General features: G+C 61.2%; 21 protein-coding genes, 1 tRNA gene and 1 pseudogene. 9 read left to right on the top strand and 14 right to left on the bottom strand.

The window, feature by feature from the left end; translation table 11 throughout:
- Positions 1 to 46 precede the first annotated feature (46 nt).
- Positions 47 to 232, bottom strand: a complete 186-nt coding sequence (locus GLX_RS18530; protein WP_162470454.1) for a hypothetical protein — start codon at positions 230 to 232, stop codon at positions 47 to 49.
- Between the two features lie 419 nt (positions 233 to 651).
- On the opposite strand from GLX_RS18530, the gene GLX_RS02760 reads away from it, so the two are divergent.
- Positions 652 to 1,002, top strand: coding sequence for a zinc ribbon domain-containing protein YjdM (locus GLX_RS02760; RefSeq protein ID WP_041247115.1), 351 nt, complete (start codon positions 652 to 654; stop codon positions 1,000 to 1,002).
- A 44-nt stretch (positions 1,003 to 1,046) separates the two neighbouring features.
- Here GLX_RS02760 and GLX_RS02755 read toward each other — a convergent pair whose 3' ends face one another.
- The 3 genes from GLX_RS02755 to ruvX form a co-directional block, all read right to left on the bottom strand.
- On the bottom strand, positions 1,047 to 2,681 hold the full coding sequence (locus tag GLX_RS02755) for a dihydroxyacetone kinase subunit DhaK (RefSeq protein ID WP_041247114.1): 1,635 nt from the start codon (positions 2,679 to 2,681) through the stop codon (positions 1,047 to 1,049).
- Between the two features lie 140 nt (positions 2,682 to 2,821).
- Positions 2,822 to 3,751: an MIP/aquaporin family protein gene (locus GLX_RS02750; protein ID WP_014104511.1), complete on the bottom strand. Its 930-nt coding sequence runs from the start codon at positions 3,749 to 3,751 to the stop codon at positions 2,822 to 2,824.
- 140 nt (positions 3,752 to 3,891) lie between these two features.
- Positions 3,892 to 4,383, bottom strand: a complete 492-nt coding sequence (ruvX, locus tag GLX_RS02745) for a Holliday junction resolvase RuvX (RefSeq protein ID WP_014104510.1) — start codon at positions 4,381 to 4,383, stop codon at positions 3,892 to 3,894.
- Positions 4,384 to 4,461: 78 nt separating this feature from the next.
- Here ruvX and gatC point away from each other — a divergent pair, with 78 nt between their 5' ends.
- From gatC to GLX_RS02720, 5 genes and pseudogenes are all read left to right on the top strand, one after another.
- A complete protein-coding gene (gene gatC, locus GLX_RS02740; protein WP_014104509.1) occupies positions 4,462 to 4,749 on the top strand; it encodes an Asp-tRNA(Asn)/Glu-tRNA(Gln) amidotransferase subunit GatC in 288 nt (95 codons plus the stop codon).
- A 1-nt stretch (position 4,750) separates the two neighbouring features.
- On the top strand, positions 4,751 to 6,235 hold the full coding sequence (gatA, locus tag GLX_RS02735) for an Asp-tRNA(Asn)/Glu-tRNA(Gln) amidotransferase subunit GatA (RefSeq protein ID WP_014104508.1): 1,485 nt from the start codon (positions 4,751 to 4,753) through the stop codon (positions 6,233 to 6,235).
- Complete coding sequence (gene gatB / locus GLX_RS02730; protein ID WP_014104507.1) at positions 6,232 to 7,680, top strand: Asp-tRNA(Asn)/Glu-tRNA(Gln) amidotransferase subunit GatB; 1,449 nt, start codon at positions 6,232 to 6,234, stop codon at positions 7,678 to 7,680. The genes gatA and gatB overlap by 4 nt, the downstream gene beginning before the upstream one ends.
- 100 nt (positions 7,681 to 7,780) lie before the next feature.
- Positions 7,781 to 7,873: transfer RNA gene (locus tag GLX_RS02725), tRNA-Ser, on the top strand.
- A gap of 57 nt (positions 7,874 to 7,930) precedes the next feature.
- Positions 7,931 to 8,327, top strand: a pseudogene (locus GLX_RS02720) (integrase core domain-containing protein); the annotation flags it as partial.
- Here the strand turns inward: GLX_RS02720 and GLX_RS02715 are convergent.
- The 6 genes from GLX_RS02715 to GLX_RS02690 form a co-directional block, all read right to left on the bottom strand.
- Entirely contained in the window at positions 8,324 to 9,373 is a 1,050-nt protein-coding gene (locus tag GLX_RS02715) for a nucleoside hydrolase (protein WP_041247587.1), read from the bottom strand. The pseudogene GLX_RS02720 and the gene GLX_RS02715 sit on opposite strands and share 4 nt — an antisense overlap.
- A 138-nt stretch (positions 9,374 to 9,511) precedes the next feature.
- Positions 9,512 to 11,929, bottom strand: a complete 2,418-nt coding sequence (locus GLX_RS02710; RefSeq protein ID WP_231850389.1) for a TonB-dependent receptor — start codon at positions 11,927 to 11,929, stop codon at positions 9,512 to 9,514.
- 475 nt (positions 11,930 to 12,404) lie between these two features.
- Positions 12,405 to 13,526 carry a nucleoside hydrolase gene (locus GLX_RS02705; RefSeq protein WP_041247113.1) on the bottom strand — a complete coding sequence of 374 codons (1,122 nt, stop codon included), beginning with the start codon at positions 13,524 to 13,526 and terminating at the stop codon, positions 12,405 to 12,407.
- A gap of 588 nt (positions 13,527 to 14,114) precedes the next feature.
- On the bottom strand, positions 14,115 to 15,410 hold the full coding sequence (locus tag GLX_RS02700) for a lipase family protein (RefSeq protein ID WP_014104502.1): 1,296 nt from the start codon (positions 15,408 to 15,410) through the stop codon (positions 14,115 to 14,117).
- A gap of 67 nt (positions 15,411 to 15,477) precedes the next feature.
- Positions 15,478 to 16,386: a methylenetetrahydrofolate reductase gene (locus GLX_RS02695; RefSeq protein WP_014104501.1), complete on the bottom strand. Its 909-nt coding sequence runs from the start codon at positions 16,384 to 16,386 to the stop codon at positions 15,478 to 15,480.
- Positions 16,379 to 16,732 (bottom strand): hypothetical protein, encoded by a 354-nt coding sequence (locus GLX_RS02690; protein WP_041247112.1) that lies wholly within the window; start codon positions 16,730 to 16,732, stop codon positions 16,379 to 16,381. Before GLX_RS02690 ends, GLX_RS02695 begins: the two co-directional genes overlap by 8 nt.
- Positions 16,733 to 16,965: 233 nt before the next feature.
- Here GLX_RS02690 and GLX_RS02685 point away from each other — a divergent pair, with 233 nt between their 5' ends.
- Positions 16,966 to 17,709 carry an IclR family transcriptional regulator gene (locus GLX_RS02685; RefSeq protein ID WP_014104499.1) on the top strand — a complete coding sequence of 248 codons (744 nt, stop codon included), beginning with the start codon at positions 16,966 to 16,968 and terminating at the stop codon, positions 17,707 to 17,709.
- 180 nt (positions 17,710 to 17,889) lie between these two features.
- On the opposite strand, the gene GLX_RS02680 is transcribed toward GLX_RS02685, so the two are convergent.
- The 3 genes from GLX_RS02680 to GLX_RS02670 all read right to left on the bottom strand — a co-directional run bounded on the left by GLX_RS02680 (position 17,890) and on the right by GLX_RS02670 (position 21,929).
- A complete protein-coding gene (locus GLX_RS02680) occupies positions 17,890 to 19,656 on the bottom strand; it encodes an adenine deaminase (protein ID WP_041247110.1) in 1,767 nt (588 codons plus the stop codon).
- 50 nt (positions 19,657 to 19,706) lie between these two features.
- Positions 19,707 to 21,050 carry an NCS2 family permease gene (locus GLX_RS02675; protein ID WP_014104497.1) on the bottom strand — a complete coding sequence of 448 codons (1,344 nt, stop codon included), beginning with the start codon at positions 21,048 to 21,050 and terminating at the stop codon, positions 19,707 to 19,709.
- Positions 21,051 to 21,137: 87 nt separating this feature from the next.
- On the bottom strand, positions 21,138 to 21,929 hold the full coding sequence (locus GLX_RS02670) for a GntR family transcriptional regulator (protein WP_014104496.1): 792 nt from the start codon (positions 21,927 to 21,929) through the stop codon (positions 21,138 to 21,140).
- A gap of 344 nt (positions 21,930 to 22,273) precedes the next feature.
- On the opposite strand from GLX_RS02670, the gene GLX_RS02665 reads away from it, so the two are divergent.
- Both GLX_RS02665 and GLX_RS02660 read left to right on the top strand, forming a co-directional pair.
- The gene (locus GLX_RS02665; protein WP_331396563.1) at positions 22,274 to 23,731 is read left to right on the top strand and encodes an acid phosphatase; all 1,458 of its coding nucleotides are present in this window, start codon (positions 22,274 to 22,276) and stop codon (positions 23,729 to 23,731) included.
- 6 nt (positions 23,732 to 23,737) lie between these two features.
- On the top strand, positions 23,738 to 24,553 hold the full coding sequence (locus GLX_RS02660) for a ribonuclease T2 family protein (RefSeq protein ID WP_014104494.1): 816 nt from the start codon (positions 23,738 to 23,740) through the stop codon (positions 24,551 to 24,553).
- A 343-nt stretch (positions 24,554 to 24,896) separates the two neighbouring features.
- Here GLX_RS02660 and GLX_RS02650 read toward each other — a convergent pair whose 3' ends face one another.
- Positions 24,897 to 25,979 carry a purine-nucleoside phosphorylase gene (locus GLX_RS02650; RefSeq protein WP_014104493.1) on the bottom strand — a complete coding sequence of 361 codons (1,083 nt, stop codon included), beginning with the start codon at positions 25,977 to 25,979 and terminating at the stop codon, positions 24,897 to 24,899.
- Positions 25,980 to 26,156: the final 177 nt, after the last annotated feature.

The raw sequence follows: 26,156 nt of genomic DNA, 5'->3' as shown, positions 1-26,156 counted from the left end.
TGCGCCGTGTGATTGTGAAGGGCGCAGGATGCGTTTTTGTTTCCGATTACAGGCATGATGCGTCACCATAAGCCCCGGTAATCATGAAGAGGAGGTCGTCATGCGGTACCTCATCGGTCATATGCGTGAGGGTTTCGGGGTCGCGCTGCTGCTTTTCATGCTGGCGATCGAGCGCTTTTTCCGAAAACAGGCGGTCCGTTAGGGCCGGACGTGGAACAGGGATACCAGGCACATGGAATATCCGGCCTTCCAGCATCGTCATCGCTGCTGTGCACGCATGCGTGAAATGGCGTGTGTAAGCCTGCTTGTACGCCGCTGCCCCGTTTTGGTACGCAATCGTGGCGCGGTCAGACGGCTTACCCCCCTGGAAGGCCAGAATTCCTGGCGGGCAGAAAACCGGTGTAAAACATTACGCGGATGATGCGTGTGATAGCCATTGCAAGCTGTCTTGCCGAGTGTGACAGGTCCAGGCCCGATGGTGGCGGGTCAAATGGCGCTGGTGGGCCCGGTGTCAGCACCCATGGCGGTACGCGCGGACGGATGTCGGCCGGGCCATTTCCGACCATGGCCCGCCAAGGCTGCGCATGATCCATGTCCTTTGCATGGGCTGGTGTGTGTTTTAAGAGCAGCGCACAACCAGCGAGGACCAAAATGAGCACCGACCCCCAATGCCCCGTATGTGGCTGCACCCACACCTACCCCGATGGCAGCCTGTGGATATGCCCTGAATGCGGGCATGAATGGAATCCTGCCACTGCGGGCGCGGAGGAGACGGATGGCCCGGTTGAAATCCGTGATGCCAACGGTAACGTGCTGGCCGATGGGGACAGCGTGACCGTGACCAGGGATCTCAAGATCAAGGGAGCTTCATCCGTGATCAAGGGTGGCACCAAGGTAAGGGGCATCCGGCTGGTTGATGGCACGGATGGCCACAACATCGCCTGCAAGATTGCGGGCGTAGGGGCAATCAACCTCAAATCCGAATTTGTCCGCAAAGCCTGATCACCCCTGCCCACCCGCGTTACCCGCAGGTGGGCAGGTTGTTTCTATTTACCAGCCAGTCCTTCAAGCAGGCGGGCCACGGCTTCGGCGCCGGGGTCAGGCACGTTGCGGACGTGTTCGCTCGGCACATAAGCCGCACGCCCCGCCCGCGCGGTTTCCATCGTGGTGGTGGCATCGGCACCTGTGCGCGCGGCACGGGCGGCATCATGCAGGCTGCCAGTACGGGCCAGAGCTTCCAGCGCGGGATGGAGGGCATCAATCATGGTGCGGTCACCGGGCTTTGCCCCACCACAGGCCATCATGTGCTCCAGCCCCTCGCACAGGGCGTCGCGCCATGGTGCCGTGCTGCGGCCTGCTGCGGCGAACATGATGGCGAACAGCACCCCGCTCGACCCGCCGGCATGCTGGGTCAGGATGTTGCTGAGCGTGGTCATGAGTTGATGCGGGTCTGCCATGGGCAGGCGGTCCAATGCCGCCGTAATCTCACGCGCGGCCCCGGCAAAGGTGGACCCGGCATCGCCATCGCCAATCCTGCCATCCAGTTCGTTAAGTGGGGCTTCGTTGGCAATCAGGATCTTTGCTCCCTGCTCCAGCAGCGTCTTTACGGCAGGGTTCGCGCTGGCGGGGTATGGAAAGGCACTGGGCATGGTGGGCATGGGGGCGACGGCAGGACTGTGCCGCGGTGCCATACCGGGCCATGCACGCGGCTGGACCGGGGCCTGCAACGCCTGGGTTATGGCCTCGTCCAGTTCGATCAGGGTCAGCGAGAAGCCATTCATGTCCAACGCGGTCATGAGCGGTGCCGGGCCGATTACATACGAGGCGCGGCGGGCTAGCGGCGTGTGGCTGAAGGCTTCAAGCAGCAGCGCCATTTCCACTTCCGGAACGCAGCCAAGGTTGTTGAGAACCACGGCGAAGCGGGTGTTGCGCACGGTGGCGGGCAGGTTGGCCTCCAGCGCGTCGGCTACCCTGCGCATGAGGTCGCTGGCGGTGGCAAGAGCAATGCGCTGTGCGCCTGGTTCCCCATGAATACCAAGGCCAAGCTCGGCTTCATCGGCCGCCAGCCTGCTGATACGGCCTGCCTCGTACGGGTTGCAGTCCTCCAGCGCCATGCCCAGCGTACGCATGCGCCCTGCCCCGTCGCGTACGAATTCGGCCACGCGCGCAAGCGGCCAGCCCTGTGTAGCACCGTAACCTGCCAGCTTGTGCGCCAGTACCGTGCCCGCCACGCCGCGCGGGGTTGCTGAATCCGGCAGGGCGATGTCATCTCCGACGATCACCATTTCCACCTGCTTGCCCAAGGCGCGCGCCCGCTCGGCGGCAAGGCCGAAGTTCAGCCGGTCACCGGTATAGTTCTTGACCACCAGCAGGCACCCCGCCTCCCCCGTTGTGGCAAGGATAGCGGCTACAACCGCATCCACACAGGGGGAAGCAAACAGGGCGCCACACACGGCCGCAGTCAGCATGCCGCGCCCGACAAAACCGGCATGGGCAGGTTCATGCCCAGATCCGCCACCGGAAATGACCGAGACCTGCCCCCGATCCGGTTCGCGCTGCATGATCACGCAGGTATCGGGATAACCATCAAGCCGGCACAGATGCTGACCCGCCGCAGAGCGCAGGAACCCGTCCAGCGCCTCGGTTACAATCGTTTCCCGCGTGTTGAAAAAACGCTTCATTATCATGCTGTCTCCCTTGCCGGCCCATGGCTGGCCATGGTGCCACCGTGACTATTGCCGCTTATCTTTGTCAGACAGAACAACGGAATATGGCAGGCGTGGGTTGCGCCAGATGCGGGGCACAGGCCGGACGCGACGTTTCAGGCCGGGCCCGCACCGGGGGGGATGTGGTCGGGATCATCGGGATGGTTGAGCTTTCGGTGCGGGTCATCCAGCCCCGGAACACGGCCATGATGGCCAAAATTGACCAGCCGGGCCTCCAGCAGGTGCAGTTTGCCCAGCAGGTTCATGCGGATGGCCATGACAGCAAGCGAGGCCCCGGCAAACGGCCCCACCACGTAAACCCACAGTCCCGTCCACTGCCCTGAAAACAGGGCCGGGGCCAGCGTTCGCGCAAAATTGACGCTGTTGCCCGAAAGCCATGCTGTTAACGGGTTCATGATCAGGAAGAACAGGCCGCCCGACCAGGGCGTGATGAACTTCCACCGCGGGTGGGCCGCCAGCCAGTACAGCATGGCGATCAGTGCTGCGGTTACGAACATTTCCGACCACATGGCCCACCAGATCGAGATATGGCCATAAGGCACCGTGGCCCCGTAGCGCACGGCAACCGCCATGCTGCCCCACCATGTAAACAGCCGCCCGGCTTCATAGACCAGTCCCGTGCCCACAAAAGCGCCGACCACCTGCGCGATCATGTAGTTGAGGGCATCCACCCCCCCGATGCGTTTTGCCAGCGAAAAGGCAAGTGTAACCGAAGGGTTGATATGCGCCCCGCTGACCTTGCCGAACGGTGTCATGGCCGCCGCCGTGCCCGACAGCCCGAATACCAGTCCGCACAGCGCGGTCTGGACATAGGGGTGCGGCAGCAGCGGGTGCGACAGCGGGCTGCCCGGCGCTGTCAGCACGATGACACCGCTCAGGCCAAGGATCATGAGAATGGCGGTAGCGATCGCCTCGCAGAAATACAGTTTCCAGTGGAAAGGGTTATGCGGGTGCGGGTCGCCTGCCAGCGGGCGGTCATGCACATGGATATGCAGGTAGGGCAGGTGCAGGTGTGGCAGGCGCATGACCGGTATCCTCGTTCGTGTGTACGGGTCCGGCGGAATGATGCTGGGGGGGAATGCCTCCCGGTGCGGGCCGGTGGAGGGGCGACCATAACAGTCTCCGCACCATCGGGGTCCGGTTTTAGAACAATCCAGTCATGCCATCACGAATCCGCAATCCCCCCTTCCCCGGACGGGATCGAGGCATCAAGGGCGGCCTGCAATATGTAGGCTGCCGCCATCTGGTCCACCACTTCCCCCCGGCGCTGGCGGGTCATGTCGGCCTCTGAAATGAGAAAGCGGTTCACGGCGGAAGATGAAAGCCGTTCATCCCACATCGCCGCTGGCAGGCCGGTCAGGTCGGACAGGTTGAGCGTCCAGTCACGCGCCGCCTGGGCGGCAGGGCCGAAGCTGCCATCCAGCGAGAGCGGCAGGCCCACCACCAGCCCGCCCACGTCCTGCATACGGGCGATTTTGCCGATTTCCGCGGCATTGACCGACAGTTTCCCACGCTTCAGCCCCGTATGGGGGGAAGCCAGCATCAGCCCCACATCCGACAGGGCGACGCCGATCGTCTTCTTTCCGGGGTCAAGGCCAAGCAGGCGCTGGTTGCGGCGCAGATGGGTGCGGAGATCGGATATGTTGAACAGGGGCATGGTCGGGGGTATGTTCCTTGGCGGTCGTCCTGCGCCGCAGGATATTCTTCCCCTGTTACGATGGAAAGTTATTGCTTCATGTCGCTTGATCCCGCGACCGTCCGCCGCATTGCCAGACTGGCACGGATTGGTATTGACGAGTCTGATGTTCCCGCCCTGCAAGGGGAGCTTAACGGGATCCTCGGCTGGGTCGAGCAGTTGAACGAGGTCGATGTCGAGGGCGTGACCCCCATGGTCGGCACCGGCCATGCAGCACTGCGCACACGGCCGGACGTAGTGACCGATGGCAACTGCCGCGAGGCCGTGCTGTCCAACGCGCCTGATGCCGTTGGTCCCTTTTATACCGTGCCCAAGGTTGTTGAATAAGATGAGCCTGACCGAACTGACAATTGCCGATGCGGCAGCGGGCCTGCGTGCGCGCAAATTCAGCGCAGCCGAACTGGTGCGCGCGCATACCGACGCCATTGATGCGCTGAACCCGCGCCTGAACGCCTACATCACCACCACGACCGAGGCGGCGATGCAGGCGGCAGTCGTTGCGGATGAAGCGCTGGGCAAGGGCGAGGCAAAATCCCTCACCGGTATCCCGCTGGGCATCAAGGACCTGTTCTGCACCAGGGGCGTGCGGACCACGGCGGCCAGCAACATCCTGAAGAACTTCGTACCCCCCTATGAAAGTACGGTTACGGCCAACCTGCTGCGTGATGGTGCGGTATTCGTGGGCAAGACCAACCTTGACGAATTCGCCATGGGGTCGGCCAACATCACATCCGCCTTTGGCACGGTGGAAAACCCGTGGAAGCGCAAGGGCGATGACGCGGCCCTCGTGCCTGGCGGCTCGTCGGGCGGGTCGGCCGCTGCCGTGGCGGCTGGGCTTGCCATGGGGGCAACCGGCACCGATACCGGCGGCTCCATCCGCCAGCCCGCCGCCTATTGTGGCATTGTGGGGCTTAAGCCCACCTATGGCCGGTGCAGCCGGTTTGGCACCATTGCTTATGCCTCATCGCTGGACCAGGCTGGTCCCATGGCGCGTAGCGTGCGTGACTGTGCCATCCTGCTTCAGTCCATGGCGGGGTTCGATGCGCGCGACAGCACCAGTGTGAACCGTGACGTGCCGGATTATTCCGCCGCTATCGGCCGTAGCCTGAAAGGGCTGAAGGTGGGCATTCCCGCCGAATACCGTGCCGAGGGTCTGTCCGCCGAGATCGAGGCGGCATGGCAGCAGGGTATCAACTGGCTGAAGGCGGCAGGCTGCGAGATCGTGGATGTCTCCCTGCCCCACACGAAATATGGCCTTGCCACATATTATATCGTGGCCCCTGCCGAGTGCTCCTCCAATCTGGCGCGCTATGATGGCCTGCGCTTTGGCGAGCGTGTGCCGGGCGATACGCTGGATGGTATGTACGAAGCCACCCGCCGCGCGGGTTTCGGCCCCGAAGTACGCCGCCGCATCATGATGGGAACCTATGTGCTTTCAGCAGGCTACTACGATGCCTATTACCTGAAAGCGCAGAAAGTCCGCAGCCTGATCCGTCGTGACTTTACCGAAAGTTTCCAGCAGGTTGATGTGCTGCTGACGCCCACGGCCCCCACACCTGCCTTCGCGCAGGGTGAACAGAGCGATGACCCGGTCCAGATGTACCTGAACGATATCTTCACCGTGCCGGCCTCCATGGCGGGCATGCCCGCCATGTCCGTGCCTGTGGGGTTGGGAACGACCGGCCTGCCGCTTGGCCTGCAACTGATCGGCCGCCCGTTTGACGAGGAAACGATTCTGGCTGCGGGCAGCGCGCTGGAAAGTGCCGCAGGCTTCACCCACCGGCCTGCCATCCGTGCGGAGGGCGCGAAATGAGCTACACACTCGAAGGCAAGACCGGCACATGGGAAATCGTGGTGGGTCTAGAAGTCCATGCGCAGGTCATCAGCCATTCCAAGCTGTTTTCCGGCGCATCCGCATCCTACGGTGGGGAACCCAATACCCATGTCAGTCTTGTTGACGCGGGCTTTCCCGGCATGCTGCCGGTCCTGAACCAGGAATGTGTGGCGCAGGCCATCCGCACCGGTCTGGGACTGCGCGCGCGTATCAATCTGGAAAGCCGGTTTGACCGCAAGAATTACTTCTATGCCGACCTGCCTACCGGTTATCAGATCAGCCAGTTCACCCACCCCATTGTGGGCGAAGGCACGGTAGAGATCGAACTGGCTGATGGTACGGTGCGCCATATTGGCATCACGCGCCTGCATATGGAGCAGGATGCAGGCAAGTCCATGCATGATCAGGACCCGGCGCGTTCCTTCATCGACCTGAACCGGGCCGGTGTTGCGCTGATGGAAATCGTGAGCGAACCCGATATCCGCAGCCCCGAGGAAGCCGGTGCATACCTGCGTAAGCTGCGCCAGATCCTGCGCTACCTTGGCACATGCGATGGCAATATGGAGGAAGGGTCCATGCGTGCCGACGTGAACGTGTCGGTGCGTAAGGCGGGGCAGCCGTTCCGTACGCGCTGCGAGATCAAGAACGTCAACTCCATCCGCTACGTCATGCATGCCATTGAGGTCGAGGCTACGCGCCAGATCGAGGTGTGGGAAAATGGTGGCGAGGTCGATCAGGAAACCCGCCTGTTTGACCCGTCGCGCAACGAAACCCGTTCCCTGCGTAGCAAGGAAGATGCGCACGATTACCGCTATTTTCCCGATCCCGACCTGCTGCCACTGGTGGTGGAGCAGGCATGGGTGGATGAACTGGAACGTGGCCTGCCCGAATTGCCCGATGACAAACGGGACCGCTTCGTCAAGGAGTATGGCATCCCCCGCTACGATGCGAGCGTGCTGGTGGCCGAGCAGGCCATCGCTGACTACTACGAAGACGTGGCGAAGGGCCGTGATGCCCGCCTTGCCGCCAACTGGGTTACGGGTGACCTGTTCGGCGCGCTGAACCGGACGGGCCGTACCATTGCCGATAGCCCGATTTCGGCCCAGGCGCTGGGTGGCATGCTGGATCTGGTGTCAGACAAGACCATCAATGGCAAGATTGCCAAGGAAGTCTTTGAAGACATGCTGGAAACTGGCGATAGTGCTGCCGACATCGTGGAGCGCAAGGGCCTGAAGCAGGTGACTGACACCGGCGCGATCGATGCTGTGGTGGCCGACGTGCTGGCGCGCAATGCGGACAAGGTTGCGGAGTACCATAGCGGCAAGGACCGGCTGTTCGGATTTTTCGTGGGGCAGGTGATGAAAGCCATGGCGGGCAAGGCCAATCCGGCCATGGTGAACGAGGCCTTGAAAAAAGTTTTGTAAAAATGGGCTTCAGCGCATTTTAAGACTATGCAGGGCTACGGCTTCGCGCTAGAAGCAGCCCTGCAAACGCCGTGTTACTTGATAATGCGCGCTCTTCGGCGGAGGGGTGGCCGAGTGGCTGAAGGCGGCGGTTTGCTAAACCGTTATACGGTGTTAAGCCGTATCGAGAGTTCGAATCTCTTCCCCTCCGCCAATCTTCTTGAAAATAAAAAAAATCACCAAGCGTCCGCCAGGGCGCTTCTCTCTTTTCGTGCTGACCGACAACGGCACGCATTTCACCGATCCGACCGGCGACGGATGGACACCGCAGGACGTCAAGGCCATGCGGGCCGAAGGGATGCTGTTTCGTTGCCATTCATTCGAAGCAGCATGTGCCGACCTCGATATCGAGCATCGCCTGACAAAACCTCGACATTCGTGGACGAATGGCCAGGTCGAACGCATGAACCGGACGATCAAGGAAGCGATGGCCAGGCGCTTCTATTACGAAAACGCATGACCACCTGCGTCAACACCTCACCGATTTCGTCGTAGCCTCAAGACCCTGCGCGGGCTCGCCCCATATGAATTTATTTGCCAATAGTGGGAAAAAACCATCACAGTTTATACAAAATCCGCACCATCAAATCCTGGGACTAAACATCTAGTGGCCACGCATGACCTGGGCGAACAGGGTGCGCACGCCGTCTGCATCCACATCGCCGCAGATGGCCTGTTCGGGCCGGTTGTCCCACGCACTGGCGGGGAAGTGCTTGCCGGCGGGTTTGAGGATTGATTCCCCATCCGCCACCCCGCCACAGACTACCCGCACGGCTCCCCTGCGGGTCTTGAACAGGTCGGGCCTGAGTAGGTAGGCACTGGCCGAAGCATCGTTCACGTACATGGAATCCAGTCCCAGACGCTGTTTGTGAAATGCCATGTAGAACCGTGTTACATCCCATATCAGCCCACTGCCCGCCCCGCCCTGGTCGCGTATGGTGCGCAGGTAGGCATCGTTCATGGTTGTCTGGAATGTTACGTCCACGCCCACGATGGTCATGGGCCAAGATGCGCCACAGGCGATGTCGGCCGCCAGCGGGTCGCCTTTGAAATTGGCTTCGGCCGCAGGTGTGACATTGCCCAGATCCCCATGCAGGCCAAAGCCACCCCCCATCACGATTACTTCTTTCGTCAGGTCGGCAATGGCGGGATCATGCCGCAGGGCCAGCGCAAGGTTGGTCAGCCTGCCAAGCCCGAGGATCGTGATCTCGTGCGGGTGGGCGCGGACCATGTCCACGATCATCCGCCACGCCGGGCGTGCATCTACCGTGCGGTTGATGTGGGTGGGTAATACTATGTTACCCATGGCGTTATCACCATGGATGAAGGTGGGCGCCGTCTCGCTGCGGTTATCGAGGGATATCCCCGCCCCCTTCGCCACGGGGGCGTTGATCCCGAACTTTTCCGCCAGAAACAGGGCATTGCGCGTGGTGTTGGCCAGCGTGCCATTGCCGTTGACGGTGGTGATGCCTACGATCTCCACCTCTGGTGCAAAATGCACCATCAGCAGTGCCATGGTATCATCCACGCCAATATCGGCATCCACGATTACCTTGCGTGGCGTGGTGGCGGCGCGCACGGGCCGCACAAGGCCACCTGCAACCAGTCCGCCCGTAGCGGCAAGGAAATGACGTCTGGAGAGCAGATCCGTCATGATGTGTTCCTGTTCAATAATGGGCATGTGGCTGCACGCCAGCCTGCCCCGATACGCTGAATGCAGTTTACATGAAACTACGGCCCTCCCGTGTGGGAGAGCCGCATTCATCCATAAACCGATACGGCAGTATGCCGATCAGAAAGAGGTGGAGATTGTGCCCGTCATGCTGAAGCGGGGTTCGACATAGAAGCTGGCACCGTTGGCCGCCTTGGCAGAGGACATCATGCCGTTCATCAGACGGACCTGTTCGCCGCTGGTCCCGATACCCCTGACACCGGTGCGCACAATAGCGCCGGTAAGGTTGGTGAAGTTAAGGCGGAAGGTGGGCGACTTGGCATACATGAACGGCTTGAAGTGATAGCCAAGCGAAAGTGTATCCGTAACATAGCCGGGGATCCGCTCATCACCCGCAAGGGTTACGGACTGCGAGCCGGTATAGTGCAGCGTTGCGTTACCGAAGAAGCCGTACTTCTGGTAGGTCAGGCCGAAATTGGCCATGACATGCGGTGCCTGCGGGGCCTGGCGCCCTGCCGTGGCGAAGTAGCTTTTGGTCGTACCATCTGCCGCCAGGGCTGCGATGTTGGAATCCATGCGGGCGTTCAGGTATTCAACCGATGCATAAGGGCTGAAACCGTGGAACGGACGGCTCGAGATCATGGCATCAAAGCCGCGCGCTGTCTGGTTGCCCCCGTTCACCACGCCGGACTGGCCACCACCGATATAGGTGCTGAGCAGGCGGTTGGTGATGTTGTAGTTGAAGAATGACAAGTCAAACATAATGTACTTGTCATGGTAGCGGTAGCCCAGTTCTTCCTTGATGGAATACTGGTTCTTGGGCATGCCGCCTGCAATACCGCTGTTGGCGATGGCGCTGGGGGCAGGCTGACGGAAGTCACCTTCGGCATTTACATAGATCTGGTGGTGGTTGTTGAAGGTATAGCCAATCGACAGGTGCGGTAGCGGTGTTGTGTTGTTTTCGCCATACCGGCCACTCAGTGTTCCGGTGGTGCCAAATGACTTGTACCAGTAATTGGTCATGACATACTTGAAACCGGCATCAATGGTCAGCCTGTCATGCAGGTATTTCGCGCTGTCGCCAATGAAGATGGAGTGGACTTCAAAGCCAGCATCATTACCGGGAAACATGCGCTGGCCGTTCTGGTACATCTGGTAGGCGCTGTTGTTCGGGCTCGGGTTGAAGCCGTTGCTCATTTGCGCGCTGACGGGGAAGTGTGTCAGGTAATCTTGATTCTGGTACCAGTAGCCGACATAGGCATGGTTATGACGGTCAATGTCATAGCCAAGCTTGGCGGTCACGCCTACCTCCATGGCATAATCTTCCAGGAAGTAGTTGGTCAAGTTTGTGCCGGCGGCCACGGCCGTGCCGTTGCCGTACGTGTAGTTGTTGTATGTCGTATCGGCGGTATTCGTACCCACGGTTGCCTGTCTGCCGGGTGAACCATCCCAGCCCTGGCCAAAGTTGAAATACGGGGTGATATCAAACTTGAACCTGGCGGGCAGGACAATATGCACCGGAGCCGTCAGAAAGATCTGGTTCCAATGGTCAATGTTGTTGCCCCAGTAGTTGTTGCTCGATGGATCGGCGCTACGGCCAAAGCCCTGGCCTGTATGCTTGTACCGGTAGAATTCGGCGGCATTGGAATAGTTGTCGATCGTGAAATCTTCATAGCTCCAGGAGATGAAGAACTTCGCAAAAGACCCGTTCTGCCAGTCTTTTTGTAGACCGAAGTCGATGTGCTTGCGGCTGTTGATACCCGCACCCATCCACGAACGTGCATGCGTGTTGGAGAACGAGAAATACGACCGGATGCCAGTCTTGCCTATATCACCGGATTCCAGGCGGATGAACTCACGCGACATGTTGTTCGTGCCGTATGAGAAATCCATCATGCCACCAAATTTATGGCTGGCCGTGTGGGTACGCTCATCTATCACGCCTGCGGCGGCGGAGGTGGTGGGAATATCGATTGCGGAACTGCCGGGGGTAACATTCACGGCTTCCAGGTCTTCGGAATCCACATCTTCGGACAGGTAGGTGGCGCTGGCAGCGGGTGCGCCGTCAACCAGCAGGCCCATGTCGGCATCGGTCAGGCTGCGGCTGATGATGCTGCCGCCCTGTATACCGGATGTATCGGACGTGGAAACACTGATGCTGGGCAGGTTCTTGATTAGGTCGAGCGCCGTATTGGTCGGGCTTTTCATGTCGATATACTGCTTGCCCACGCTCTGTACGCTATGCGGCGCGGTTTCCAGGCGCATCATGCCACCGCCGCCATCACGCGCACTACGGCTGTGGCCAACGCGGATGACTTCCGGCGTTGCGGTGGCCACGACCGACTGCGGTTTTGCAGGTGCTGTGGCCTTGGCTGCGGTGGTGTGGCTGCCCGTGTGGCCCGCATGGCCACTGCCCTGCTGGATTGTAGTGCCCGTTGCCGCCATGGACCGGGAGGCCGGGCCCAGCGTTGTCAGGAACGTCGTGACCAGACACGACATGGCAAACAGTGTCCTGTTACCGTGGATGTAGCTTCTCATATCAATTTCCTCCCCCCCCCGGGAAACGGATCCGATACCCGGCTTGCCAGACGATCGGATATTCACACACCCCACAATCGCACGGGTGCACTTCATGTCATTATTTTCGTGCAAACACCTTCTGATGTCCAGAGACGAACGGAAAGTAAAACATATAGTATTACGATAATATAAAAAATAAACGTTATTTTTATTCGTAAAAAAATAAAATTAAATAATATAACTCAGCCTATATTTAATTACTTACTGTGTCATATTTACAACATAATTCAGATTAATGCATTTTCCACGATTAACAGTAAAATTATCGGATTATATTTTGATGACCATAGGGATTTCGCAGTATATTTTTATAAGTATCCACCTATTACAATATATATTATTCCAAACATGTCGATAAATATGTAAGTATTATTAGTGAAAAAATAGCAACACTGTGCCTTTTTTAACACATTCTGTATGCTACCCGATCCTGTTACGGGCGTGCCAGGACCTGTTCCATCGTAGCCAGAAGCGCCTGTGGGTTGATGGCTTCGATCACGGTTTCTTTCTGTTCGTCCAGATCGGGCTGGTAACCGGGCGACCACGAAAGTGTATCCCCGTAACCGGCGCCAAACTGCGTGTTGATATCAACATAGAGCGTGGCGGACCGGGTTACGATCTGCGGATTGAGCCAGACGGTTGCCGCAATTTCATCCCACATGGGTGAACCAGGCTGCCAGTGCGCGACGAGTTTGCTGATATCGGCATTGCGCGATGCGATGCGATGCAGGAAATCCGCGCTGAGTTCCGTGGCTGTGGCGGGATCGGACGGCACCATGGTCATCTTGTGCCACGGGGCGTGCATGACAATGCTGGCGGCTTCCGGGTCGAAACGCAGGTTGAATTCGCGCCGCGGTGAATTGATGAACTCACGCGCATACTGCCCTGCCGCCACGGTGGAAAGCTGCTGGTGCGGGTTCAGGCTGCCGCCCATATAGACCAGTTCCCTGGCGAGAGAGGCGAATTCAGGATCAAGCCGCTGGGCCAGGGCAAGGTTGGTCATGGCCCCTGCCGCCACGATCGTGACCTGCCCCGGATAGGCGTGTACCATGCGGATCAGGAAGTTGGCTGCAATTTCCTTTGCCGGCTTTGTGGTTGCATTGCCATCCGCCGGTGTGGGTACGACATCGGGCGCGTGGTAGTTGGGTTCGGGCTGGTTGGTAGGTTCCACCCACTGCTTCATCCACGCACCTTTCCAGATCAACCTGCCGTACAGGCTTTCCCACTTCTCCGTCAGCTTTTCTGAATTGATCAGCGGGTAGATCGCCCCCGGCACTACGGGCACATCGGTCCGGTGCAGGATTTCCAGCCCGCGCAGCATGCGGTTGATTTCATCATCACGCCACCGGTTGCCGCTGGCAACGGTAATGCCCAGGACATCCACCCCCGGTGCTTTCAGCAGCGTTGCCTCCGCCAGTGACAGGCTATCGTCATCATCAATGATGACCTTGCGGTTTTCCGCTGCGAACCCGGAATATGCCGGCACGCTGCACGCCAGGGCCACAAGCACGCCGCAAAGACGGTGGCGGGCGTTGCGTGACGAAAGAAAAGACATTGAATATCCAGATTTCCAGGGCGTTGTTGTAGGCTGATGATATGCCATGCATACCGCTTGTTTCCAATTGGGAATGCAGACAACGCGATGTTGCTTTTTATGCAATAGTAAATCAAAGGTGAGAAAAAGTCATGATATTAAAAATAAAAAATGCCTAAAAATTGGTCATATAAATGAATAATAACCGTGCACCCTATCGTTTTTTACAGGCATCGGTTCTGTATTCCCGCGCGCGAAGTGCACGGAAAAATATTGTACATCGAGTATGTTAATGGAATGAACAAGACGCCCTGCCATCTGGGCATACAGGTTGGGCCTGCGCGTTCTTCCCGGCCCTGCGCAGGGCACGCTCAGTCAGCAACGGCAGGGCAATGGCGGCAGGTGCGACATGACCAGTCCATGCCATAATGGAACCGGGCGAAGGCACCCCGACGGATGGGACCGGGATGGACTGCCCCATAGTGTCTGACATGGTGCGGCGCATTGCTGCTGCTATCCGTCAGGACCGGTAGCAGCCCCATGGCGCACTGCGGGAGCTACCGTATCGCGCCGGTTGTGAACGCTCTGTCATGGGGCGCAGTGCCCCTGTCAGTTGTTCCAGCGGATGCCTGGCGTCGCCTGCTGGATCGGGCCGGGCTGGATCAGGGTGGCGCAGGTGCTGGCCACGGGTCTGTTCCTGATCAGCCGTTTCACGAAGGGCAGGGAATCCTGTACCGATGCATTGACCGCCCCGTTATGGGTCAGCCCCGGATATTCATGCCACTCGACCCGCGTGCCCGCATCGCACATTGCGGCCACGGCATTGTACTGCCCCGCTGTTCCTGCTTCCCCATCGGCAAGACCGGTGCCGACAAAGACGGGTACACCGATATGCCCGTCGGGAATCTGGAAGGCTGCGTCATGACGTTTTTCGTAATCGGCCAGCCCCGCGTTGAACAGCGTGGACGCGGAAACATGCGTCCTGTCCGCATAGGTGAACAGGTCATGCAGGCATGATGTCCGGGCCTGACGTGCGTAGTCGCGGCCTGCGGGTGTCAGCACGGTGTCCGCATTGCGTGTCGGGTTCAGGCTCTGATCCGTACCTTCTACCCGCAGTATGGCAAAGGCTGCATCCATCTGTGCCGGGTCGGTATAGACAGCCGGAATGGCGGTGTGCCGCGCGGGGGCGGTAATGTGGAAGTCCGCCACCACGCCCGTCGCCACCACGCCCAGGATATGCAATGCAGGCGCATGGGTCGGCGCAAGCCATGCTGCTCCCAGTGCCGCCCCCGATCCCTGGGACTGCCCGACCAGCACGATCTGGTTGCGCAGCAGCGTGGGGAATTGTTTCAACGCCGCGCTCAGGCCATCCAGCACGCTGTAGCCTTCGGGCCGGTAAAGCAGGTACGGGTGCGGCCCCGGTGTACCCAGCCCCTGATAATCCGTAGCAACAATGGCAAAACCGGCGGCAAGCCAATGGGCCAGATAGACCCGGTCGCGTGGTGAGTAGCCCCGCCACGAGGGCGCGCATATATCGGCGATGCCGGTTGTGCCGTGTTCCCACGCAACAATGGGCCAGCCATGCCGGGGGGGCTTGCCCGGCGGCAGTAGGATCTGGCCCGAGACGGCAATGGCTGTGCCGTTGTCCTCGACCCCGTCCGTTGCGCTATACAGTGTGCGGATGGCGCGCGCGGTGCCATCTGGCAGGTGGGGCGTGCTGAACGCCTCGGTGCGGATCATGGTGCCGGGAGTGGGGAGTGCCCCGTCGGGTGTATAGAAGGCGCTCGTACCTCCGTCACCGTACGGACTGTCCGCCTGCGGTAGGGATGCGGCCTTGGTCTGTATTGCCACCATAAGGATACAGCATGCCAGAAAGGATGGAAAAAACAGGCGTGTATCGAGCATGGGACCTATCCCGGCTAAATGGTTGGTGGACGTGATTGCGATGATAACACACCGTATTGACAACGAACTATGCGTTCATCAACCCCTTGGCATAGGCCTGTCGGGGCATACCGCCGGCTTCCCGCCAGCCCAGCGTGCGCGCCACGGCCCCGCAGGGAAAGAAATGCAACCCGCGAAACAGGGTTCCGGGCGTAGTGGTCATGACCTGTGCCACCGGCCGGATTACCTGTTCGGGCGTGCTGGTGCATGACCAGCGATGCATCAGGGCGCGCTGTGCTTTCAGGAACGGCAGCACCGGTCCAACGCCGCATCTCATCCCGTAGCGCATCATCATGCGTGGCGGGACCGGGCCGGGCAGCCCCACATGCACCGGCAGGGTAATGCCGTTGGCGCGCAGATGCCGCTCCCATTGCAGTAGCGGAGCGGGGTCAAGGCACAACTGGCTTACGATACGGATGTCCAGTCCATCCCGCTGGCCAATTTCCTGCTTCTGGCGTAGCACCGACAGGGCCTGCCCTGGTTGCTGCATGACCGGCGAGCCTTCGGGGTGTCCGGCCACGTATATGTTGCGTATGCCGCTTTCCTGCAATGTACCTGTCTGGAGCAGGGCCAGCGTATCGGCAAGGCAGCCGGCGGGCTTTGCCTTATCGCCCGCTATGAGCAGGACCGTATCGGTATGCAACTCTTGTGTCACGGCCTGCCCGATCATCCGCAGCATGGGCAGGTCGGCCATAGCGCGCGCGGGCAGGTGTGGCACGGGCTGGCACCCCCACTCCCTTACCTTGCGGCAGGCTGTCAGTGTCTGCCCAAATGCAAAGCCCGTAAGCCAGGTTATGAAAATGGTCGTGCCCTGCGGCAGGGCATCGGGTCGCTGCCGTGCCGCGCTGACATAGGCGGGCGTCATTTCCAGGGTACTCTCATGCACCAGGCGCCGGGCGGTGCGGGACACAGCCGCGCGGGCCTGGACATCAGGCATCGGTGGTGGCCACAGCAGGCACGTCGTGCCAATTGGCATGGAGGCCCGCATTACGGCAGTTTTCCGGCCTAGGTGCCATATGCAGGCGTATTGACGCGTCAATCCCCACGCTGAGCGGCGCACAGGCTGGTTGCAGGCCCCGGTGCGCCAATATGACTGCGCGCTGCGGGGCGCTGTGCATAAAGCGTGTTGTGGCCAGATCTAGGTTGAAGGAAAGAGCCATTGTCGTGCCGCCATTTCCGTGTGGCCAGTCATTGGGCATGGTCTGGTTCCGCACCATGAAGCAGGTGCGTGGGGCCGCTGTGGTGTGCAGTGACAGGTCATCTGGCTGCACCTGTCGGTTCATGCTGTGCCATGTTCCGGTAGTGCGCAGGGGAAATGACATGGATGACATGGAATTGCATGGGCGGCCCTTTACACATGACGGGACAGAACATGTTCGATAAGCGAACTTTAGTTCGTTATTGATTTATGTTAGCCGAATATGATTTTGTAGGGCAAGAAATTATTCCGAAGTCGTATGGTCGATGCGGCTTCTTGGGGGCGCTTTCAATCATATTTTAGGCAGGACTGGATAAAATGACCGAAGCTGATTCCGAAATATCTCTCACCTTCGTCAAGGGGTTAGCCGTGCTGCGCGCATTTGGTAAGGGAAAGGAGGGCATGACGGTAGCCGAGCTGGCCCGTGAGGTGGGCCAGACCCGCGCCACCACACGGCGCTTGGTGCGCACACTGGAAATGCTGGGTTATGTCACGGCCGATGGCACGCGTTATATGCCCACGCCGCTTACCCTCAAGCTTGGTCTGGGCTTCTTGCACAGCCGTTCGATCGGCCAGTTGGTCAGCCCGGTCCTGCATGAGGAATCGCTTGTGGTGGGGGAACCGGTTTCACTGGCGCTGCTGTCGGGCAACGAGCTGGTCTATGTCGTCCATGTCCCGACTGCTGCCAAGATCGAGATGGCAGGCTACACCACAGGCAGCAGCCTGCCGCTTGTAAAGACCGCCATGGGGCTGGCAACGCTTGCTTTCCGCAGCAGAGCGGGCGCCATAGCCCTTCTGCCGCCCGACCTGCCCGCGCCCGACCAACAGGCACTGGAACAGGCGCTTGACACCATTAAAGCGCAGGGTTTTGCCCATGTTCCTGATGTGAATGGAAAGGCGTTCCACGCGATTGCGGTGCCCGCCTTCGGGCTGAAAACGCAAGATGCGGTCGGCGCGCTGGGTATCGTCTACCCGAACGGACAGTACGACATCGACCATCTGCATGATGTCATTGTGCCCAACCTGCACAAATGCGCCCGCTACATTGCCACTGCCCTGTAGGGTTACGGGGGTCTGTCCCACGCGCGGCACGCCCGGCAGGCGTGCCCTGCACTGCTACGGACAGTGAAGCCATGATGCCACGCGCCTGTGCATTTTACGCGCAGGCTGGTACGGCCGGAACATCCGGGCGGCCATGCCCGCGCATCGGTGTTGATACGCGGGACCGGGGCTTTGGCTGGTTCAGGCCAGCACGCAGTCCGTCACCACTTCCCCGGTCATGCCCGAGGTAATGCCCATGTCGGTCACATGCGGGCCGGGATTGCAGGCCAGGCTTGCGCCGATCATCAGCTTGATCACCGCAGTCTGACCATTCCATGTGGTAACGGATGCGCAGGCTTCCCGCACGGCGTTGAACTGGCGGGCAACTTCCGTGGGGGGGGCGGCCGACAACAGGCCGCACACCGGCAGTTCCAGATGCGCCAGCACCTTGCCATCACGGACTGCCACCATGCCGCCGCCTGAGCGGATCAGGGTATTGGCGGCCAGCATCATGTCCGCCTCCCCCCGGCCAATCACGGCAAGGTTGTGGCTGTCATGCAGCACGGTGGTCGCGACCGCACCCGACCATTCGCCCCAGCCTTCCAGAATGCCAAGGCCCGGCACGCTGGACGCGCCATAGCGGTTGAACACGGCCATGAGCGCCGCATCGTGCGGAATGACGACATGGCCGTCCCTGACCGCCACGTCACGCTCACCCCAGCGCGTGGTGCGGGGTATGGCCACGGTGCGCACGCGGGCATGGGTGCCGGTTGCGGGGATATGGAAGGACTGCTCGGTGGTCAGCGCCAGCTTCATGGTCTCGGTGGGTGCCGTTACGGGGTCGGGGCGCAGGGCTTCGCACAGTTCACCGTTCTCCGCCACATGGCGGCCGGATGCGAAGACATGGTGCGCCCTGAATTCGGTCAGGTCATCAAACACCACAAGGTCGGCCCGCCGCCCCGGCGCCACAAGACCAAGGTCGCGGCGTTGCAGCCGCATGGCGGTGTTGAGCGTTGCCGCCCGCAGCGCCTGAACCGGGTCCAGCCCGATCTGCACAAGCCGACGCAGCATGTAGGCCATGCCGCCACGGCTGACGAGGTCATCGGGGAAGATATCGTCCGTGCACAGCGTCACGGTCTGCGGTACATGGCCCAGTCTGCCAAACAGTGCTACCGCCTGCGGCAGGATGTCCTCGTGTGAGACACGCAGTTCGATCGTCATGCCCGCGCGGATCTTTTCCAGCAGGTCGGCCTCGCTGGTAATCTCGTGGTCGGACTCAATGCCTGCGGCCAGAAAGCCCTGTAGCCCCCTGCCCGCCAGGTCGCGTGCATGGCCGCAGACCAGCTTGCCGCTTTCCAGGCCTGCCTGTGTGATGCTGCGCATGAGCGGGCTGCGCGCCAGCACGCCGCGCATGTCCATGATCTCGGCAACACCGCCCACTTCCGGCCAGGAGAGCATCTCCTCCATGGCATTGCCATCAAACACAGCGCCCGAACGCTCCAGCCCCGGCGCTGATGGCACGCAGGAGGGGGCGAGCACGATAATGCGCAGCGGCAGCCCGCGTGATGCGGCAATGGCCCAGCGCACCGCTTCCAGCCCGCCGACATTGCCCACTTCATGCGGGTCCCAGCAGATGGTGGTTGTGCCCTGTGGCACCACCACGCCAGCATAGGTGCGCGGCGTGACCATGGAGCTTTCGATATGGAGGTGGGAGTCAATCAGCCCAGGGGCAACAATACGCCCGCCAAGGTCAATGACCTCGCCCGCCTCGTGAAAGGTGCCACGCGGGTGCACGCTGGCGATCAGCGCGCCGACCAGCCCCACATCGGCCTCCCGGACCTCGCCTGTTGCCACATCGGCCACCCGGCCGTTGACCAGCAGCGTGTCAAACGCTTCCTGCCCCTGTGCTGCGCGCACGGCCCTGTCGCGCAGCGCAGGATCATTCAGGTCGGGATAGGGTGAACTCATTGGTCCTGTTCTTTCATGCTGGATAAGGATGGTGCCCCGCATGGCTGCTCCTAGTGGCGCATGCTCATGCTGACGATGAAGAAGACGGCCATCACCGCGCCCAGCCCCCATGCCGTAGGGGTCACGCTGCGCCAGCGCCGGGCGGCAATGTTCATGACAATGTAGGCGAACGTGCCAAAGGCCATGCCATTGAGCAGGTTGCCCGTCAGCACCGCGAACATGAAGGTCATGATCGCGGGCACGGACTGGGTCATGTCCGTAAGGTCCAGCCGCGATATGGCGCCAAACATCAGGATCCCCACCATGACCAGCGCAGGCGTTGTCGCCTGCGGCGGGATGATCATGAACAGGGGCCACAGGAACAGGGCGGCCACGAACCCCAGCGCTATGACCACGGCCGTAAGTCCTGTGCGCCCGCCCATCTGCACGCCGATCACGGATTCCAGGTAAACCGCCACGACTGCGGTGCCCAGCACCGGCCCCACGATCGTACCCGCCGCATCCGCCGCAAAGGCGCGCGTGGCGTTGGGGATCGAGCCATCACGGCGCAGCATGCCGCCCGCGCTGGCAATGCCCAGCAGGTTGGCCAGCGTGCCGAACAGTTCCGTGCACAGGAAGAAAATGATGACAGGCAGGACATAGAAGAAATTGCGGAAGATGTAGCCCGGATCAAGGTGGAATGCCGTGGCCGATGGCCAGACCGGCATGGCGAACAGCCGCGTGGGCCAGTGGGTGATCATGCCCCCATGTCCGTCGGGCACGAACAGACCGATGACGGTCAGCACCATGATCGAGATGATGAGCGCGCCGGGCACGCCTGCCGCCACAAGTGCCGGGGTCAGGACCAGCCCTGCAAACGTCAGCATGACGGCGGGGCTGGACAGTGAACCCATGGTGACAAGCGTTGTGTGGTTGCCCACCACAAAGCCGGCATTGCGCAGCCCGATGAACATGATGGTCAGACCCACTGCGATCTGTATGCCCACCCGCAGGCAGTCGGGCATGCCGTCGGCCATGCGTTCGCGCACCTTCGTAACCGTCAGCACCATGAACACGATGCCCGTAAGGCAAACGATGGCCAGCGCTGCCGGCCATGGCACGCCCATCTGCTGGACCATCACCACGGCAAACACCACGTTGGAGCCGATGGCGGGCGCCAGCCCCAGCGGCAGGTTGGCCAGCAGCCCCATGGTGGCGGAGGCGATAATGGCGATCAGGCAGGTTGCCGTAAGCTCACTGGCGCGGTCCATGCCCGCATTGGCCATGATGGCGGGGTTGACCGCAACACAGTAGACCATGGCCGCAAACGTGCCCAGGCCGGCCACAACCTCCCGGCCGGGCGTGGTGCCTGCGGCCCGCAGGTGGAACAGGCGTTCCAGCAGATTTGGCTTCATCGACGCTCCCGCCCATGGCGCGCCGTGATGGTGCGCGGGTTGTATTAACTTGTCTTATATTCGTTTCGGGAAACAATCAATGGCCGCTTATTGGGCGGGTGGCCATGGATTTTGGGGGATGAAGTCGGTATCGGGCAGGCTGCCGCCATGCGCGGTGATGGAAAAGCGGGTAATGCCCGGCCGGGCCAGCAATGTACTGTGTTCACACGCACTCCCCGCGTCATCACAGGTAATGCGGCGCATGACCATGATGGGGCTGCCCGGTTCCATGTCCAGTTCGCCCGCAAGGCCAGGGTGTGCGCCCGTCACGTCCACCGTAATATGGGTGCGGCCAAGCTGGAGGCCAACATGCTCGGTCATGAGTGTGGCGGAGGGATGGAGGCGGGCATCATGTGCCGAAATGAACCCCCGGAAGGCAGGTGGATAGTACACTTCCGTCACGGCCACCGGCACATGGTCGATCAGGTAACGCCGCCGCAGCAGCAGGGCCTGCGGGCCTTCCAGTCCCAGCGCGGCCATCACGTCCCCGGGTGCTGGTGCCAGGCTGAACGCCAGTAGTTCCGTCTCTACCGCCATGCCGTGTGCGTGCAGGATGTCACTCAGCCCGACCACCGGATGGGCGGGTGCGGGGGGTGGGCGCTGCTGGGATGGCACGACAAACGTGCCCCGGCCCTGCCGGCGGCAGACCAGTCCCGCATTTTCAAGGTGCCGGAGTGCATGGCGGATGGTCACGCGGCTGACATTATAGATCCGGCATAATGCCGCCTCCGAGGGTAGCCTGTCGCAATACTCCGCTTCGCGCCCGATCCGGCCGGTCAGGTCCTCGGCGATCTGGTGGTGCAGCGCGCGCGATGAGCGGGGATCTGACAGCGTGTGCATGAACCGGGGCAATCCCTGCGAGAGAGGTTTTGGGTGAAACGTGCCCGTGGCGTTAGCATGGCACGGGTGGCCTGCAAACAGAATGCGCGACAAGCCTGCCCGTAGGGGGGAATTGTTACGGTTTTCCACCGGATTGCGCTACCGGCGGTTTTGCCCTTATGGTCCATGACTTGACGCCATCATCCATATCAGCAGGTCAGCCCCTCATGCCACGACGCCCCCCTTCAGGACACTCCCGTTTCATTGCGCGTGGCCGGGGGCGAGTGTGGCGCGCGGGCGTGCTGGCCGGTGCGATTGCAGCCGTCCTGCCCGCAGGGCCGTTGCAGGCCGCCTCCGCCCGACAGATGGAGCAGGTCAGGACTGTAGTGGTCATCTTTGCCGAGAACCGCTCCTTCGATAACCTGTACAACGGCTTCCCCGGTGCGGACACGTTTGCGGGCCAGCCCCCTGCCCTTTTTGCCCAGCGTGACCGTGATGGCACCATCCTGAGCGAACTCCCCCCGGTGTGGGGCGGGCTGACCGGGCGCGGCGTGCGCAACGGGGTGACACAGGCCATGAGCGCGCACCTGCCCAACCAGCCCTTCCGCGTGGACGACCCGCAGGGCTTCAATGTCGCGCTCAGCACCCTGACCCATGACCTGTGGCACCGCTTTTACGAAAACCAGATGCAGATCAATGGCGGCCGTAACGACATGTTCGTGGCATGGGCGGATTCCGGTGCCATGCCCATGAGCTACTGGAACGGCTCGGCCATGCAGATGTGGCAGGTCGCGCGCCGCTATGCCATGGCGGACCGCTTCTTCATGGGGGCCTTTGGCGGGTCATTCCTCAACCACCAGTGGCTGGCCTGTGCCTGCGCGCCGTATTACCCGCAGGCTGATACCAGCCCCGCGCATCCGGTCATCTCGGTGGTCGACGCATCGGGAAAGGCGCTGGTGGTGGCCCCCAATTCTCCCCGTTCCGCGCTGGAGGGGGTGCCCAAATTCGTGCGTGATGGCAACCTGACCCCCGATTTCCATGCCGTGAACACCATGCAGCCCGCCTACCAGCCCAGCGGCAACCCGCCTGCCGCCGGGCAGGATACCCGCTTTGCTGACCCGACCCAGCCCACGACCCTGCCACCGCAGACCGGCGCCACAATTGGTGACCGGCTGAGCGAGCGTAACATTACATGGGCATGGTATTCAGGCGCATGGCAGGACGTGCTGGAGCATGGAAACCACTACCCGGCCCCCGATTTCCAGTACCATCACCAACCCTACAACTATTACCTGAACTACGCCCCCGGCACCCCGGCACGCGCGGCGCACCTGCTTGATGGCGGGCTTGCGGGCACGCGCTTCATTGATGCCATTGACCACGGTACCCTGCCGCAGGTTGCGTTCTACAAACCGCAGGGCAATCTGAACGAACATTCCGGCTATGCCGATATCCGCTCGGGCGACCAGCACATTGCCGACCTGATCGCGCATCTGGAGAAAAGCCCACAGTGGCCACACATGCTGGTCATCGTGACCTATGACGAAAATGGCGGCCTGTGGGACCACGTTGCCCCGCCCAGAGGGGACAGGTGGGGGCCGGGATCGCGTATTCCCGCCATTATTGTCTCCCCCTATGCCCGGCGTGGTTATGTGGACCATACGGTGCAGGATACGACCTCGATCCTGAAATTCCTGACCGAGCGCTACCACCTGCGTCCGCTTGACGGGGTGGTGGTGCGTGATCGCGCCATACAGGCGGCGACCGGCCAGCCGCTTGGTGATCTGACGAATGCCTTAAACCTGAATTCCGCAGGGAAATAACCCGTCATGCTGCAACGCGCCCTTACCGCCCTTCGTGGCCTGCGCCCGGCGCTGGCCGTGCTTGTCCCTACCCTGTCCCTTATGGCCGGATGCGCCCATACGCCGCCCGCTGCCCGCTCCGATGCGCTGTCGATCCCCGTAGCGCAGCATGGTGATTTCGACCATTACACACTGGCGCTGACCTGGCAGCCCGGCTTCTGTACCGACCGCCACGGGCCGAGCTGCCAGCCCGACCAGCCGCACACGCCGGTGATCGGACTGCACGGGTTATGGGCTTCCCTGCCCTCCGATCTGGTGCATGATGGCCTGCCCGTAACCATGTGGTGGAACAAGGGGTGTGACATCTACAACCATGATGACACGCCACCCCGGCTTTCCCCCGTGCTGGCAAAACGGCTTTCGATGACCGTGGCCCATACCCGTTCCAGCCTTGTCACGCATGAATACACCAAACATGTGCAGTGCTTTGGCATGAATGCCGAACGCTTTTTCACGGTGGCCAGCACGCTGCGCGACCGCTTTGCCGCAGGCCCTGTGGGCCGCGACCTTGAACATGATGCCGGGCAGGAGATCAGCAAGGCTGATGTGCTGGCATCATTTGAAAAGGCATATGGCCCCCTGCCGCAGCGCGGATTGCAGTTCCGTTGCAATACCGACGCGCAGGGTCAGACGGTGCTGGCACAGCTGTGGTTCACGCTCGATCCGCGTGGTCTTGGCCGCTTCCCCGCCGCTTCGGGATTCCTGCCCTCGCCCGATGTGCAGGATAATTGCCCGGCCCGCTTCCATGTGCCCGCATGGCCCGCCACGACACAGGCAGGCTAATGGCCGCAGGCCGTGCCGTAGTGTGGCACGGCGCGGCATAAGGGACTGCCCTGTAAAAAATGCTTTCCCTTACCGGCCGGGTTTCGGGTCAATGCCTGCCAGATCCCGGTCAAGGACAAAGGCCAGCCGTACCCGGCCTTTTCCAGCCGCTGCGTGACAATCGTGTGCGCGGCGGCATCAACCCCGCAGGCAGGCAGAGCGGGGTCGTATCCGCGCTGCATCGCGCCAATGCATCAGGCCACCAGTGTGCTGGCCCTGTGCCCGCATGCGTGAGCGGTGGAAGTATGGTTCATCATGGCTGCCACGAAAGTGCTCTGTCCCGCCGGGCGGGGGGAATAGGTGCCTACGAAGGGATATGGTTACGGTATTTCTGCCAGTTTGCCAGAATGGCCTCGATAACCGGCGCGCCCGCGCGTTCATTGTTGTCAAAGGCCAGTGACTGGCCTGGTGCTTCATCCCCCATTGACTGCGTAACCGCAACGCCCGGTGGCGGGAGCGAGAAATTGCTACCCGAGCGCAGTACCATGATCCGGTCGGGATCGACAAAGCCGAGTGTTGCCAGCGTGCGCATTTCGCGCTGATAAGTCTGGCTTTCCTCATTCGTCATGACAAACTGGCCCTGTCCGTGTGTCCAGAGCCGGACCCAGTCCTGTGCCCAGCGGTTGCGCGGCGCGCCATGCCAGTAGCGCTCGGCCCCCAGTGTCTCGCCCATCAGGATGAAGGGTGGCTTGCGCGCCTGGTCAAAGCCTGTCCATGCCTGGCGCCTGATGGCTATGGCGGGATCATCGGCCAGGTTGGCCTTCTGGCTCAGTGCAAACGCCCAGCGCGCCAGACCCTGGTTGAGCGGATAGGCCCGCGTCAGTTCCGCCACATCGGTGACTGAGCCATAATGGTCCGGTGCATCGGGCAGGGTGTTGGGGCGGGAGGCGCCAATGGCATACAGGCCGTAGGGCCAGTCTTTGGGAATGGTGCGGTCATCGATCTCACGCAGCGCATCGCCATCGACAACCCAGCGCGCCCACGCCACACTGCCAACCGAGGCGACGTTGGGGTCCACGCCCGAGATGCCGGTAAACAGCCAGTAGGTATGATGGAAATCAAACCGTGGATCGAGCACGAAGGCTGCAAGGTCGGTTACCCCGTGGCGCAGCACCATGCCGTACAGCCCTGCCTTGCTGCGCCGGACCACATCGGGCGCGCCGCGCACGGGTACCTTTTCATCAAGGTGTTCGCGTTCTACCCAGTTCTGGTATTCACCGGGGGCGTCACCACTATCGGCCCCATTTTCCCAGTTGGTCACGACAACGAAGCGCACCTCCTGCACCGGTGGAGCCGCCTGCGCGGCCATGGGCAGGCAGGCCGCTCCCGCAAGCAGGACAGATGTAACAATACCGGCAGGGAACCTGCTTCGCCTCTGGTCAGCCATCAAATACTTCCATTGTCATTTTCATGTCACATCCGCCATGGAACGCGTTGGTTCCGGGCGCGGCAGGGTCGTTTTTCTTCCCGCATGAGCGGACCCTGTGCCAAAGGGATGAATGAAGGTTAGCGACGGGACTGTATGGCGCCAAATAGAAAGAAAGCCACACGCTGTTGCCTTTTA

Source organism: Komagataeibacter medellinensis NBRC 3288 (assembly GCF_000182745.2).
GTDB lineage: Bacteria > Pseudomonadota > Alphaproteobacteria > Acetobacterales > Acetobacteraceae > Komagataeibacter > Komagataeibacter medellinensis.
The sequence above is the reverse complement of the archived record's forward strand: the minus strand, read 5'-3'. Positions and strand labels throughout refer to the sequence as shown.